Source organism: Vogesella sp. LIG4, assembly GCF_900090205.1.
GTDB lineage: Bacteria > Pseudomonadota > Gammaproteobacteria > Burkholderiales > Chromobacteriaceae > Vogesella.
The window spans coordinates 2,047,052-2,061,293 of the sequence record NZ_LT607802.1 but is presented as its reverse complement, the minus strand read 5'-3'; the positions used below and the strand labels follow the sequence as shown (position 1 = coordinate 2,061,293).

Below are 14,242 nucleotides of genomic sequence, written 5' to 3'. Positions count from 1 at the left end.
CTAGCCAACCCTATCGATTTGCCACGCCATGAGCGCCAACCAGATTCTCGTTCTGCAGTCCCCACGCCTCGATCCCACCCGCGTTACCGAACTGTCCATCCTGGCCGGTGCGGCCAACGTGCCCGCCATCCACGACGGCGTAGCCCGCGTGTCCGGCTGTAACCCGGCGCGGCGCGAGGTGGTGCTGGAGCGCGCCGCTGCGCTGGGCGTGGATGCCAACTTTGTCGACCCCGAGCGCCGGTTCGCCGATTTCGGCCTGGTGGTCTCCGACATGGATTCCACGCTGATCACCATCGAGTGCATCGACGAAGTCGCCGACATGCAGGGCCTCAAGCCGCAGGTGGCGGCCATCACCGAACGCTCCATGCGCGGCGAGCTGGACTTCACCCAGTCGCTGCGCGAGCGCGTGGCGCTGCTGGCCGGCCTGCCGGAAGCCGCGCTGGCCCAGGTGTACGAACAGCGCCTGCAACTGATGCCCGGCGCGCGCGAACTGCTGGCCGACTGCCGCGAATACGGCGTGAAGTTCATGCTGGTCTCCGGCGGCTTCACCTACTTTACCGAGCGCCTGAAAGCCGAGCTGAATCTCGACTACACTGCAGCCAACCAGCTGGAAGTGGTCGATGGCAAACTCACCGGCCGCGTGCTGGGCGATATCGTGGACGGCGAAGCCAAGCGCCGGCTGCTGATCGCCAAGCGCGAGGAACTGGGCCTGCGCCCGGATCAGGTGATCGCCGTGGGCGATGGCGCCAACGACCTGAACATGCTGGCCGAGGCCGGCGTGGGCATTGCCGCCCATGCCAAGCCGGTGGTGCGCGCCCAGGCGGCCTATCGCCTGAACGTCTGCGGCCTGGACGCCATTCGCAAACTGTTCCTGTAAACGGCCAACCCGTGAACCTGCCCCAGCTCGATACCGCCAGCTTCGATGCGCAGCTGCCCCTGCTGCTGAGCAGCGCCGACGCGCAGCAGACCGCGCGCGCGCTGCTGGAAACCCGGCTGGCGCTGGCCGTCCTCGCCGCCCCCGGCGATGCCGGCGACGGCAGCGCGCAACTGCAGCGGCTGGAGGCCAAGCTCGACCTGTCGCTGGAACTGGCGCTGCGCGCCCGCCCGGCGCCGGCGCTGACGCTGCGCGACTGCCGCATCGGGCTGGAAAGCCTGGCCTGGTGGCAGGACAGCGCGCTGCCGGTGGGCAGCCAGTGGCTGCTGAGCCTGCAGACCGGGCTGGATTCGGCCATGACCCTGCACCTGCCGGTGAGCATCCGCCAGTGCAACGCTCAGGATGCGGGCTTCGTGCTCACCGCCGACTGGGCCGCGGTACCGGAAGCGGTACAGCAGGGCTGGGAGCGCTGGGTGTTCCGCTGCCATCGCCAGCAGGTGGGCAAGCGCCGATGATCAGCAATATGCCCACACCGATAGACCAGCGCGACTCCCGCCTGCGCTGGATGGATAGCCTGATCACCGCGCTGTTCCTGATCCTGCTGTGGTGGCTGGTGGCCGAGATCCTGTACGAGCGCGCCAGCAGCCTGAACCAGCGCCAGGAGCTGCGCCAGCAGGCCTGGCTGCAGCAGGCCACCCGCTCGGTGGATACCCGGCTGGACACGCTCAAGCGCGAACTGCAGCTGTTCGGCCAGGTGGATGCCGGCCTCGCCGGCCAGGCGGTAAGCCTGTACCCGCTGGAAGGCGGCCAACTGTGGCTGCTGGAAAACGAGCAGCTCAGCCAGCCGCTGGGCCCGCCGCAATCGCTGTCGCCGGCTGCGCGCGATACCTTGCTGCAACTGCAGGCGCAGCACCCGGACATCGACAAGCTGCTGCTGCTGCCGGCCAGCACCCCGGACAACCCGGACCGGCTGCAGGTGAGCATGTCGGTGTGCCCCGAGCTGAAGCAGGAGTGCTCGCGCATCATCACCGGCTTTGTCACCCTCACCTCGCTGCTGGACCCGGAGCTGCTGCTGCCGCGCCCCTATTTCGCCCTGCTGGACTTGCAGGGCAACCGCCTTGCCACCCGCAACAGCGCGCACGACAACGGCCTGCTGCTGCACACCCACAGCGAGCACCGCAGCCTGAACACCGTGCCGCTGCAGCTGTCGGTGCAGTTCAACCCGCGCGAGGACCTGCGGCCCTTCATGCTGTTCGCGCTGTTCCTGGTGGGCGGCGCGGTGCTGCTCAGCCTGCTGTTGCTGTTGCTGGTGGTGCGCGTCAACCGCAAGCTCGGCTATGCCATCCGCCACAGCGTGGAAGTGACCCAGGCCACCCACCTGCTCACCCTCACCAACAACAGCCTGCGCGAGCGCCTGCTGAAGCTGGTGGACGAGCAGCGCGACCAGCAGACGCTGATCGACACCGTGCAGGTGGGCGTGCTGATGCTGGATGCCGAACAGCAAACACTGCTGACCGTGAACGAAGCGGCGCTGCGCATGCTGGGCTACCAGCGCCAGGCGCTGTTCCGCCATGAGCTGGAGCAGCTGTTTGCCGACCCGGCGCAGTACCGGCAACTGCTGCAACAGCTCAAGGAACAGCAGCCGGTAAGCGAGCGCGAGGTAGAGCTGATCACCCGCGGTGAGGAACGGCTGTGGACGGTGCTGTCGATGCGCCAGCTGCTGTTCCGCGAGCGGCGCGCCATCGTGCTGAGCTTCGTCGACATTACCGAACGCCTGCTGCACGCCCAGCGCCTGGAGCTGGAAAAGCAGACCACCGAGCGCACCCTGGTGCAGCTGCAATCCACCCAGCACGAGCTGTACCAGCGCGCCACCCGCGACGACCTGACCGGCATCGCCAACCGCCGCCATTTCCTCAGCAATGCCGGCAAGGCGCTGGAGCAGGCGCGGCGCGAACAGCAGCCGTTTGCGGTGGCGGTGCTGGACGTGGACCGCTTCAAGTCCATCAACGACCACTACGGCCACGCGGTAGGCGACAGCGTGCTGCGCCAGAGCGCCGCCACCATCGTGGCGCTGCTACCGGAGGTGGCGCTGTTCGGCCGCCTGGGTGGCGAGGAATTCGCCATCGCCCTGCCCGGCTTCAACCTGCTGGAAGCGCATGCACTGCTGGACAAGGTGCGCGACAGCCTGGCGGCACAGCCGCAGCTGGTGGACGAGCACCTGCTGCTGGTGACCTTCTCCGCCGGCGTGGCCGAGCGCCAGTTGAGCGGCGACCAGCTGTCCAACCTGCTGAAAGAGGCCGACCACGCCATGTACCGCGCCAAGCGCAACGGCCGCAACCGGGTGGAAAGCGCACGCGGCGACAATTCGTAGACAGCAGTTAGTAGCGGCAAAATGACAATGCCCGGCAGCGCCGGGCATTGTCGTTTCCGTAGGACGGATGCCCCGCAGGGGCGATCCGCCATCGAGCATGCAAGCGTGTCAGCCCGCCAGCGCCGTCAGCAGCTTGCCGTGGATGCCGCCGAAGCCACCGTTACTCATCACCAGCACCTGGTCGCCGTCGCGCGCCTCGGCCACGATGGCGGCCACCAGCGCATCGATATCGTCAAAGCACTGCGCCTTGTCGCCCAGCGGCGCCAGCGCCTCGTCCACGCTCCAGCCCAGGTTGGCCGCACCGTAGCAGAACACCTCGTCGGCATCGGCCAGCGAACCCGGCAGCGCTGCCTTCATGGTGCCCAGCTTCATGGTGTTGGAGCGCGGCTCCAGCACCGCCAGGATGCGCTGCTTGCGGCCAACCTTGTGGCGCAGGCCGGCAATAGTGGTGGTGATGGCGGTGGGGTGATGGGCAAAGTCGTCGTACACGGTGACGCCGCGCACACTGCCCTTCACCTCCATGCGCCGTTTCACGCTCTTGAAGCGCGACAGCGCCTCGATGGCCAGCGCCGGGGTAACGCCCACGTGGCGCGCGGCGGCGATGGCCGCCACGGCGTTGAGCCGGTTGTGCTCGCCCGGCACGTCCCACACCACGCGGCCCAGCTTCTCGCCGTGCAGCAGCACGTCGAAGCTGCCGTCGGCATCCGCTTCGCCCGCCTGCCAGCCGGCAGCCGTTCCGAACTGCTCCACCGGGCTCCAGCAGCCGCGCTCCAGCACGCGCTGCAGGCTCTGCTCGCGGCCGTTGGCCACGATCAGGCCATTGCCCGGCACGGTACGCACCAGGTGATGGAACTGGGTTTCGATGGCCGCCAGGTCGGCAAAGATGTCGGCGTGGTCGAACTCCAGGTTGTTCAGCACCGCGGTGCGCGGATGGTAGTGCACGAACTTGCTGCGCTTGTCGAAGAAGGCGGTGTCGTACTCGTCGGCCTCGATCACGAAGAAGGGGCTGGTGCTGGCCGCATCCTGGCGCGGCGCGCCCGGCAGGCGCGCGGAGATGCCGAAGTTTTCCGGGATGCCGCCGATCAGGAAGCCCGGCTCCAGGCCGGCATCCTGCAGGATCCACGCCAGCATCGAGGTGGTGGTGGTCTTGCCGTGGGTACCGGCCACCGCCAGCACCCATTTGTCGTGCAGCACGTTCTCCGCCAGCCACTGCGGGCCGGAGATGTACGGCAGGCCGCGGTTCATGATTTCTTCCATCAGCGGCTTGCCGCGGGTCACCACGTTGCCGATCACGAACACGTCGGCGCCGATGTCCGCCTGTTCGGCGCCAAAGCCCTGCATCAGCTCGATGCCCATGGCTTCCAGCTGGGTGCTCATCGGCGGGTAGACGTTGGCGTCGCAGCCGGTCACCTTGTGACCCGCCGCCTTGGCGATGGCAGCGATGCCGCCCATGAAGGTGCCGCAGATGCCGAGAATGTGGATATGCATGATGGTGAAGCGAAGAATTCGGGAAAGGGGCAAGCATACCGCAAAGCGGCAGGCTTGGCCGCATGCGGCCAACCCTGGGTGGTGGCGCGTCCGCTGTCGCCGGGCCCTGCCCTGCTCACGTAGCAGCGTGCAGGTTGGGTTGAGCGTAGCCACGTAGGTTGGGTTGAGCGTAGCGAAGCCCAACGTTTACCGCGTCGCGTTGTTGGTGTTATCGGGTGTGGAATCCGCTGCGCGGATAATGGTTTGAAGTCGCCGGTTCCGCCCGGCGGACGGGCCAGGGGGCGTACCGCCGCCCCCTCGCGACCCCGCTCGCCCCAATGGTCCGCGAAACCCCGCCAAAAACGGCACCCGCAAGGCGCGGCCGAACTCGCCGCGCGCTACCGTCGCGCGGCTCAAACAAAGCGGCCGCTTAAAACCTTGCGGATACCGTTTTTGCCGGCGCTCCCCGTGGGGCAGCTCTGGCGCTACACAACGTTGGCCGCATTCTTTGTGCGTGCTTATGCGGCCAACGTTTTTGTTCCATATCTACGGGTGGCGCCGCCAACGGTAGGGCGGGTTGAACCAAGGGTTCATACCCGCGCAAACCACCAACCTCGCGCGGGTATGGCCTGCGGCCAACCCGCCCTACAGCTGCCGGGGTGAACCACACCTCAGAAAAACACCCACCCCAGCAGCAGGAACAGCGGCAGCAGGATCGCCCCGGACCACAGCAGGTAGCCGAAGAAGCCGGGCATGGCGATGCCGCGTTGTTCGGCGATGGCCTTCACCATGAAGTTGGGCGCATTGCCTATGTAGCTGAGCGCACCCATGAACACCGCCCCGCAGGAAATGGCCAGCAGCGTGTGCGCCAGCGGGCCCATCAGCTGCGCCGCATCGCCGGAGGCCAGGTTGAAGAACACCAGGTAGGTGGGCGCGTTATCCAGAAACGCCGACAGCAGGCCGGTCATCCAGAAGTACATGCCGTTGGCCGGTGCGCCGTCAGCCGCACTCACCAGCTGTACCAGCGGCGCCAGCTGGCCGTGTGCGCCAGCCTGCAGAATGGCGATTACCGGCGCGATGGTGACGAAGATGCCGGCAAACAGCTTGCCCACTTCCAGCATCGGCGCCCAGTTGAACTCGTTGCCGGCGCGCACCTGGCGCGGGGTGATGCGCAGCGATATGGCGGCAATCAGCAGCAGCAGCACATCGCGCACCAGGTTCTGTAGCGCCAGCGGCGTACCCAGGATGTCGAAGCTCACGCCCGGCTGCCAGAAGCCGGACAGCAGCACTGCGCCGATGATGGCCAGCAGCAGCGGCACATTGCGCAGCCCGTACAGCTTCAGCGCCTCCGGTGCCTGCTCGTGTGGCAGCGGGCCTTCCTTGCGGAAGTAATAGCTGTCCAGCGCATAGAACAGCGCCAGCAGCACCGCCACCAGCAGCAGCACCGGCAGCGCCATGGCGCGCAGGGTCCAGAAGAAATCCACCCCTTTCAGGAAGCCGAGGAACAGCGGCGGGTCGCCCAGCGGCGTCAACCCGCCGCCGATATTGGCCACCAGGAAGATGAAGAACACCACCACGTGCACATTGTGGCGGCGCCGGGCATTGGCCTTGAGGATGGGGCGGATCAGCAGCATGGCGGCGCCGGTGGTGCCCATGATCGACGCCAGCAGCGCGCCCAGTGCCAGCAGGCCGGTATTCAGCGCCGGCGAGCCGCGCAGCGTGCCCCACACCAGGATGCCGCCGGACACGGTGTACAGCGCGAACAGCAGCACCAGGAAGGGGATGAACTCGGCCAGTAGCGCATGCACCACCAGCGCGGCAGTGCTGCCGGCGCCAAAGCCGGCGGCGAACGGCAGCAGGAACAGCGCAGTCCAGGCGGCGGTGATCTTGCCGAAGTGATGGTGCCAGATGCCGGGCGCAACAATCGGGAACAGCGCGATGGACAGCAGGATGCCGGCAAACGGCAGCCCCCAGGCCAGGCTCAGGCTGGCGCCATCCAGCGTGGCAGCCTGCGCCAGCGCGGGCATGGCCAGCAGTGCCAGGCAGCAAAGCAGTCGGTTCATGGGTTTTCCTTGTTATTACGGTAGCGCCGCGCATGCCGGCTTCATGATGATAGGGCGTGTGGCGCGGCGGGCAAAGTCATCCGGGCCTCGCCGGCGGCCGGAACTCCCCACCCTGGCCATCATGGCGGCAGCAAAAACAAAACCCCGGCAATGCCGGGGTTGGAAGCGCTTGCGGCCAACGTTGGCGGCGGGCGCTTAATGGCTGCCCTTCTGGATGAACTCGATCTTGTAGCCGTCCGGGTCCTCGACGAAGGCGATTACCGTGGTGCCATGCTTCATCGGGCCGGCCTCGCGTACCACCTTGCCGCCCTTGGCGCGCACCGCTTCACAGGTGGCGTAGGCATCGTCCACTTCCACCGCCAGGTGGCCGAAGGCATTGCCCAGCTCGTAGCTGTCGGTATCCCAGTTGTGGGTCAGCTCGATCACGCTGTTGCTATCCTCTTCGCCATAGCCGACAAAGGCCAGGGTAAAGCGGCCGTCCGGGTAGTTTTGCTTGCGCAGCAGCTTCATGCCCAGCACTTCGGTGTAAAACGCCAGCGAATGTTCAAGGTTGCCGACACGGATCATGGTGTGCAGAAGGCGCATGGATTTCTCCGCAAAAGGTTGGCCGCACGCAGCGGCAGTTCAGTCACAACAGTAGATGGGGGCACCCGGCGCGGCGGCAAGCCGTGACGGCGAAAACACTCGGTTCAGCCGTGGTGGAACAGGCTTTCGCCATGCTGTTTCAGCCACTGGCGCGCCCCCTGCCAGCCGGGGTACAGCCGTTCCACTTCGGCCCAGAAAGCCTTGGAATGGTTCATGTGCAGCAGGTGTGCCAGCTCATGGGCGATCACGTAATCGAGGATGGCCGGCGGCGCCTGCACCAGCCGCCAGTTGAGGCGCACCACGCCGCGGCCGGAGCAGCTGCCCCAGCGGCTGCGCGCGCCGGACAGCGCCCAGCCGGACAGCGGCCGCGCCGCACGTGGCAGCCACAGCTGCAGGCGCTCGGCAAAGCGCCGCTTGGCTTCGCGCTGCAGCCAGGACACCAGCGCCGCCTGCCGGCGCGCCGGCAGTTCCAGCTGCGGCCCGGCCAGGTGCAGCGCGCTGCCTTCCACCCGCGCGCTGATGCGCTGCGCGGCATGGCAGTGCAGCTGCAGGTTCTCGCCGGCGAACAGCACCATGTCGGGATGAGCCACCTGCTGGCCAGCGCTGTCGCGGTGCCGCGCCAGGTGGCCGGCGATCCAGTCGCGCTTTTTCGCCAGCACTTCCTGCAGATAGGCCAGGCTGACGCCGGGCGGCGCGATGACTTCCACCTCGCCGCGCTGGATGCGTATGCCCACGCTCTGCCGCTGGCGTCGCGTCAGGCGTACCGCTACCGGGCCGTCAGGCAGCGTGAGAGTGAGCGCGCCGTGCCTTGCGTTCATCGGGATGAGCAAACGGGCCGACGCCGCCGATCTCGCGCTGACGCGCTTCGATCCACTCCTCGGCGGCGCGGGTCATGGCTTCGGGACCGGCGTAGTCCTGCGGACGGATGGCCGGGCCGATCACCACGGTGATCTCGCCCGGATGCTTCAGGAAGGCATTGCGCGGCCAGAATTCGCCGGCATTGTGCGCCACCGGCACCAGCGGCATGTCCAGCTGGCGCGCCATGCGCGCAGCCCCCATCTTGTACTTGCCGCGCAGGCCCGGGCGCACGCGGGTGCCTTCCGGAAACACGCTGATCCAGAAGCCGTGCTTCTTGCGGTTCAGGCCCTGCTTGAGCATGCGGTTATTGGCATTGCTGCGGTCGGAGCGGTTGATGGTGATCGGGTTCATCAGCGCCAGGCCCCAGCCGAAGAACGGAATCCACAGCAGTTCCTGCTTGGCGACGAAGATCTGTGCCGGAAAGATCTTCTGCAGCGACAGCGTTTCCCAGCCGGACTGGTGCTTGGCGCAGATGATGGCCGGCTCGGAGAGGATGTTTTCCTCGCCGATTACCCGGTAGCGCAGGCCGACGATATGCCACAGCGCCCAGGTGAGCAGCCGCGCCCAGCTCTGGCCGAATACGTGGCGGGTGCGGCGCGGCAGCGGCGCGGACAGCAGCAGCAGGCCGAAGAAGATCGGGGTGGATACGGCAACCAGCAGCCAGTACAGCAGGTTTCGAACAAGCAGCATGCGATGTCAGTCTTCGAGGTTGATCAGGTAGTCGGCGGCATCGAACAGGTCGTCGAATACCAGGGTGCCTTCCGGCAAACCGCCCTTTTCCAGCGTGCGCAGGCCCTTGCCGCTGCGCACCAGGATGGGCAGGCCGCCCACCGCGGCCACCGCCTGCAGGTCGCGCAGGCTGTCGCCGATCAGCGGCAGGCCCTCGCCGCGCACGTTGAAGCGCTCCATGATCTCTTCCACCATGCCCGGCTCCGGCTTGCGGCAGCGGCAGTTGTCGTCGGCCACATGCGGGCAGAACACCACCGCGTCGATGCGCCCGCCGGCCTGGTTCACCAGCCGGTGCATCTTCTCGTGCATGGCGTTGAGCGAATGCATGTCGAACAGCCCGCGGCCGATGCCGGACTGGTTGGTGGCCACCACCACGTGCCAGCCCGCCTGGGTGAGGTTGGCGATGGCGTCGCAGCTGCGCGGCAGCGGCAGCCATTCCATGGTGTTCTTGACGAAATCGTCGCGATCTTCGTTGATCACGCCGTCACGGTCGAGGATGACGAGTTTCATGGTTCCCTTTTAACCAAATTCCTGCCTCCCGCGCCACGCCAGTCCCAGAAGGCACTGCCATGGCACAGGAGGCAAACCGGCTTTATTCCGCCAGCAGCGAGATGTCCGCCACGCGGTTGAACAATGCGGCCAACCTTGCCAGCAGTGCGATGCGGTTGCCGCGCACGGCCAGGTCGTCGGCCATCACCATCACGCCATCGAAGAAGGCATCCACCGGCGCACGCAGCGAAGCCAGCTGGGTCAGCGCACCGGCAAAGTCGTGGGCGGCGAACTGGGCGTCCACTGCCGGCGCCAGTGTTTCCACCGCGGCGAACAGCGCGCGCTCGGCATCCTCGGCAAACAGCGCCGGGCTGACGGCGGCAATCTCGCCCTCGGCCTTTTTCAGGATGTTCTTCACCCGCTTGTTGGCCGCAGCCAGTGCGGCGGCTTCCGGCAGCGCCTTGAACGCGGCCACTGCGGCCAGCACCGCCGGCACTTCGTTCAGCACGCTCGGCGCCTGCGCCAGCACGGCGTCGATCTCGTCGGACTTGTAGTCGGCGGCCAGGTAGTTCTTCAGGCGTTCCAGGCAGAAGGTATGCACTTCGTCCACCACGCTGGCGGACAGCAGGCCGGCCGGGAAGGCGGCAGCGGTGGTGTTCAGCAGCGCTTTCAGGTCCAGCGGCGCTTCCAGCACCATGCGCAGCACGCCAAGTGCGGCGCGGCGCAGCGCGAACGGGTCCTTGTCGCCGGTCGGAATCAGGCCGATGCCCCAGATGCCGACGATGGTTTCCAGCTTGTCGGCCAGTGCTACGGCGGTGGCGATGGCGCCCTGCGGCAGGCTGTCACCGGCAAAGCGCGGGTGGTAGTGGCCTTCGATGGCATCGGCCACCACGTCGTCCTCGCCATCCAGGCGCGCGTAGTAGCGGCCCATGATGCCCTGCAGCTCGGGGAATTCGCCCACCATGTCGGTCACCAGGTCGGCCTTGGCGAGATAACCGGCGCGGCCGGCCAGCGAGCTGTCGGCGCCCAGCGCATGGGCAATGCCGGCGGCAATGCTGGACAGGCGGGTAACGCGCTCCAGCTGGTTGCCGATCTTGTTGTGGTAGACCACGTGTTCCAGGCGCGGCAGGCGGCTGTCCAGGCGCTGCTTCTGATCCTGCTCGTAGAAGAACTTGGCGTCGGACAGGCGCGCGCGCAGTACGCGCTCGTTGCCGCCCACGATGTAGCGCGGGTCGGCGGTTTCAAGGTTGGACACCAGCAGGAAGCGGTTGATCAGCTTGCCCTGCGCGTCCAGCAGCGGGAAGTATTTCTGGTTCTGCTGCATGGTCAGGATCAGGCATTCCTGCGGCACGCCCAGGAATTCGGCCTCGAAGCCGGCTTCCAGCACCACCGGCCATTCCACCAGTGCGGTCACCTCATCGAACAGCGCATCCGGCGCGGCGATGGTGGCGCCCAGGCGGGCAGCGGCTTCGGCCAGTTTGTGGCCGATCAGCTCGCGGCGGGCGCTGAAGCTGGCAATCACCTTGCCCTCTTCCGCCAGGGTGCGGGCGTAGGCATCGGCGTTGGCAATGGCAACGTCACCGCTGGACAGGAAGCGGTGGCCGCGGGTGATGGTGCGGCTCTGCAGCCCCAGCACCTCGCCGTCGATCTGCGCGTCGCCATGCAGCATCACCAGGCCGTGCACCGGGCGCACGAACTGCACGTCCAGGTCGCCCCAGCGCATCAGCTTGGGCGCCGGCAGCTTTTTCAGCGCGGTGGTCACGATGCCGGCCAGCACCGCGCCCAGGCTTTCGCCTGCCTTGGTGGATTCGTAGGCGTATACGTCCTGCTTGCCGTCGTGCGCGGTGGTGAGCTGGCTCACTTCCACGCCGCAGGAGCGGGCGAAACCGGCCAGTGCCGGGGTGGGCTGGCCGTCCTTCATGCCGGCGGCCACGGCCGGGCCGCGGCGCACGATGTGCTGGTCCGGCTGGATGCCGGCCACGGCCGGAATCTGCACCGCCAGCCGGCGCGGGCTGGCGTAGACGTTGGCCGCAACATCGGCAGCCACGAACTGCAGTTTTTTCAGTTCGTCGGTAATGGTATCGGCAAAGCTGGCCGCCAGTTTTTCCAGCGCCTTCGGCGGCAGTTCTTCGGTCAGCAGTTCAATCAGCAGGGTCGCGGTTTGGGTCATGATCATTCAATGTTCTGTCGGGGCGCTTCGGGAGCCATGCGGCAGACGATCTGCAGCATGGTGTCGGCAATGGAATCCGGTTCCACCGGGACGAAGGTCCAGTTGAATCGCTGCAACTGGAACATCTGGGTGTAGATGTGCTTGCCTTCGGCACTCCAGTAGGAGGTGTTCACGAAGGCGTATTGCCTGGTCTTGCAGTCGGCGCGGCCTTCCAGGCGGCGAACCTGGTAGCTGATGCCAAGACCGGGCTCCTGCTTGGTGGCCGCAAAGCGCTCCTGGTTGACGAAACGGACAAACCCTTCGTTGACATTGGCAATGGCGTCCAGGTCCAGCGACAGCTCCAGCTTGTCGCTGGACTGGTAAACCTGGAACTTGCCCTTTTGCTCGGGGTTGCGGTCCCAGCTCTGCCAGTACCAGCTCATCACGCCCAGCAGCACCAGGATGACGAAGAGGCTTGCCCACGTCTTCATGCAATCAGGCTTTCTTGCACATCGGGAAGCCCAGCGCTTCGCGGGCGTCGTAGTAGGCTTGCGCCACGCCACGCGCCAGGTTGCGGATGCGGCCGATGTAGGCGGCACGCTCGGTCACCGAAATGGCGCCGCGGGCGTCCAGCAGGTTGAAGCTGTGGCCAGCCTTGAGGATCATCTCGTAGCCCGGCAGCGGCAGGCCGGCTTCCAGCATGCGCTTGGCTTCGGCTTCGTAGTCGGTGAACTGCTTGAACAGCAGCTCGACATTGCTTTCCTCGAAGGCGAACCTGGACTGTTCGAACTCGTTCTGGAAGAACACGTCGCCATAGGTCACCGGGGTGCCGTCCGGCAGGTAGGTCCACACCAGCTGGTACACGTTCTCGATGTCCTGCAGGTACATCGCCAGGCGCTCCAGGCCGTAGGTGATCTCGCCCAGCACCGGCTTGCAATCCAGGCCGCCCACCTGCTGGAAGTAGGTGAACTGCGTCACTTCCATGCCGTTGAGCCACACTTCCCAGCCCAGGCCCCAGGCGCCCAGGGTCGGGTTTTCCCAGTCGTCTTCCACGAAGCGGATGTCATGCACCGCCGGGTCGATGCCCAGTTCCTTCAGCGAACCCAGGTACAGCTCCTGGATATTGGACGGCGACGGCTTGAGCACGACCTGGAACTGGTGATGCTGGAACAGGCGGTTCGGGTTCTCGCCGTAGCGGCCGTCCTTGGGGCGGCGGCTGGGCTGCACGTAGGCAGCACTCCACGGTTCCGGGCCCAGCGCGCGCAGGAAGGTGGCGGTATGCGAGGTGCCTGCGCCCACTTCGGTATCGTACGGCTGGAGCAGGATGCAGCCCTGACGGTTCCAGTAGTGCTGCAGGGTAAGGATGATTTCCTGAAAAGTGAGCATGTGGCGAAACGATTGATGGATTGAGAGACAGAAAGGGATTCTAACCGTTTACGCAATCACGGGAAAACCGTTTGCGGTTGGCCGCACCGCCCGGCGGCCCCGGCAGCCACTTCATGACATTTCCGATACAAAAGACACATTTATCTACATGCCATGATCATTGTCAGCTTCACAGCGTTTGCGCTCATGGTAAAGTGCTCCGCTTCCAACCGGACCAGAGCCGATGAATCCGATCCAGACCATACTTGTCGTCGATGACGTCGAGATCAATCTGCATCTGCTGCAGGGATTGCTGCAGCCGGATCATCGCGTGCTTACCGCCGACAATGGCCAGGATGCATTGCGCCTGGCGCTGGAGCAGCAGCCGGACCTGATCCTGCTGGACGTGATCCTGCCCGGCCTCGACGGCTACGCGGTACTGCAGCGCCTGCAGGCCGACGTGCGCACCAAGCACATCCCGGTGATGTTCGTCACCGCGCTCAACAGCGCCGAGGACGAGGCGCGCGGCCTGGAATTCGGCGCCGTCGACTACATCACCAAGCCGCTCAACCCGATCACCGTCAGGGCGCGCGTCGCCACCCATCTCAAGCTGGAACGCCAGCGCCGCATGCTGGAAGCACTGGCCAATATCGACGGCCTGACCGAGCTGCCCAACCGCCGCCAGCTGGACAGCACGCTGCAGGCGGAATGGGATCACGCGGTACGCGGCGGCAGCGAGCTGTCGGTAGCGGTGATCGACGTGGACTGCTTCAAACAGTACAACGACTGCCTGGGCCACGCCCGTGGCGACAACGTGCTGCGCCAGGTGGCGCGCACCATCTCCACCAGCCTGCAGCGCAGCACCGACTTTGCCGCCCGCTACGGCGGCGAGGAATTCGTGGTGCTGCTGCCGGCCACCCCGGCGGACGGCGCCTGGCTGCTGATGGAAACCCTGCGCCGCAATATCGAGCGGCTGGCGATCCCACACCCCGGCTCCAGCGTATCCGGCTTCGTCACAATCAGCGTCGGCGTGGCCGGTTGCAGCCCGCTGCCGCAACAACAGGCTGCCAGCCTGCTGCAGAAAGCCGACCAGCGGCTGTACCACGCCAAGCGCAGCGGTCGCAATTGCGTGGTGGGCGACGGCCTGCACAGCGCCTTCAACAGCGGCGCGGTATTCAGCCCCGACCTGCCGCTGGATTTCCCCGGCCAGTAAGCTCCTGCCGTAGGCACAGCCTGCGGCCTCCCCCTGCCTGAACATGACGGAACACCGCTTTGCGCCCCCTACCTATCGC

At 66.3% G+C, this 14,242-nt stretch carries 13 protein-coding genes; 4 read left to right on the top strand and 9 right to left on the bottom strand.

Annotated elements, in window-relative coordinates:
• Positions 1-28: 28 nt before the first annotated feature.
• The 3 genes from serB to PSELUDRAFT_RS09740 are packed head-to-tail and all read left to right on the top strand — an operon-like array spanning position 29 to position 3,245.
• The gene (gene serB, locus PSELUDRAFT_RS09750) at positions 29-877 is read left to right on the top strand and encodes a phosphoserine phosphatase SerB (protein WP_088966658.1); all 849 of its coding nucleotides are present in this window, start codon (positions 29-31) and stop codon (positions 875-877) included.
• A gap of 11 nt (positions 878-888) precedes the next feature.
• The gene (locus PSELUDRAFT_RS09745; RefSeq protein ID WP_157725073.1) at positions 889-1,389 is read left to right on the top strand and encodes a PilZ domain-containing protein; all 501 of its coding nucleotides are present in this window, start codon (positions 889-891) and stop codon (positions 1,387-1,389) included.
• Complete coding sequence (locus PSELUDRAFT_RS09740) at positions 1,386-3,245, top strand: sensor domain-containing diguanylate cyclase (RefSeq protein WP_088966657.1); 1,860 nt, start codon at positions 1,386-1,388, stop codon at positions 3,243-3,245. The genes PSELUDRAFT_RS09745 and PSELUDRAFT_RS09740 overlap by 4 nt, the downstream gene beginning before the upstream one ends.
• A 108-nt stretch (positions 3,246-3,353) precedes the next feature.
• On the opposite strand, the gene mpl is transcribed toward PSELUDRAFT_RS09740, so the two are convergent.
• From mpl to glyQ, 9 genes are all read right to left on the bottom strand, one after another.
• Positions 3,354-4,733, bottom strand: a complete 1,380-nt coding sequence (gene mpl, locus PSELUDRAFT_RS09735) for a UDP-N-acetylmuramate:L-alanyl-gamma-D-glutamyl-meso-diaminopimelate ligase (protein WP_088966656.1) — start codon at positions 4,731-4,733, stop codon at positions 3,354-3,356.
• 650 nt (positions 4,734-5,383) lie between these two features.
• Positions 5,384-6,775: a sodium:proton antiporter gene (locus PSELUDRAFT_RS09730; RefSeq protein ID WP_088966655.1), complete on the bottom strand. Its 1,392-nt coding sequence runs from the start codon at positions 6,773-6,775 to the stop codon at positions 5,384-5,386.
• Between the two features lie 195 nt (positions 6,776-6,970).
• Entirely contained in the window at positions 6,971-7,360 is a 390-nt protein-coding gene (gene gloA, locus PSELUDRAFT_RS09725; RefSeq protein ID WP_088966654.1) for a lactoylglutathione lyase, read from the bottom strand.
• 104 nt (positions 7,361-7,464) lie between these two features.
• The gene (locus PSELUDRAFT_RS09720) at positions 7,465-8,178 is read right to left on the bottom strand and encodes a M48 family metallopeptidase (protein WP_088966653.1); all 714 of its coding nucleotides are present in this window, start codon (positions 8,176-8,178) and stop codon (positions 7,465-7,467) included.
• Entirely contained in the window at positions 8,138-8,908 is a 771-nt protein-coding gene (locus tag PSELUDRAFT_RS09715) for a 1-acyl-sn-glycerol-3-phosphate acyltransferase (RefSeq protein WP_088966652.1), read from the bottom strand. Before PSELUDRAFT_RS09715 ends, PSELUDRAFT_RS09720 begins: the two co-directional genes overlap by 41 nt.
• Positions 8,909-8,914: 6 nt before the next feature.
• Positions 8,915-9,457 (bottom strand): D-glycero-beta-D-manno-heptose 1,7-bisphosphate 7-phosphatase, encoded by a 543-nt coding sequence (gene gmhB, locus PSELUDRAFT_RS09710; protein ID WP_088966651.1) that lies wholly within the window; start codon positions 9,455-9,457, stop codon positions 8,915-8,917.
• Positions 9,458-9,539: 82 nt separating this feature from the next.
• Positions 9,540-11,606, bottom strand: coding sequence for a glycine--tRNA ligase subunit beta (glyS, locus tag PSELUDRAFT_RS09705; RefSeq protein WP_197693955.1), 2,067 nt, complete (start codon positions 11,604-11,606; stop codon positions 9,540-9,542).
• A gap of 2 nt (positions 11,607-11,608) precedes the next feature.
• Positions 11,609-12,076, bottom strand: a complete 468-nt coding sequence (locus PSELUDRAFT_RS09700) for a surface-adhesin E family protein (RefSeq protein ID WP_088966649.1) — start codon at positions 12,074-12,076, stop codon at positions 11,609-11,611.
• Between the two features lie 4 nt (positions 12,077-12,080).
• Entirely contained in the window at positions 12,081-12,971 is an 891-nt protein-coding gene (glyQ, locus tag PSELUDRAFT_RS09695; protein ID WP_088966648.1) for a glycine--tRNA ligase subunit alpha, read from the bottom strand.
• A gap of 223 nt (positions 12,972-13,194) precedes the next feature.
• Here glyQ and PSELUDRAFT_RS09690 point away from each other — a divergent pair, with 223 nt between their 5' ends.
• The gene (locus tag PSELUDRAFT_RS09690) at positions 13,195-14,163 is read left to right on the top strand and encodes a diguanylate cyclase (protein ID WP_088966647.1); all 969 of its coding nucleotides are present in this window, start codon (positions 13,195-13,197) and stop codon (positions 14,161-14,163) included.
• The last annotated feature ends 79 nt before the right edge of the window (positions 14,164-14,242 follow it).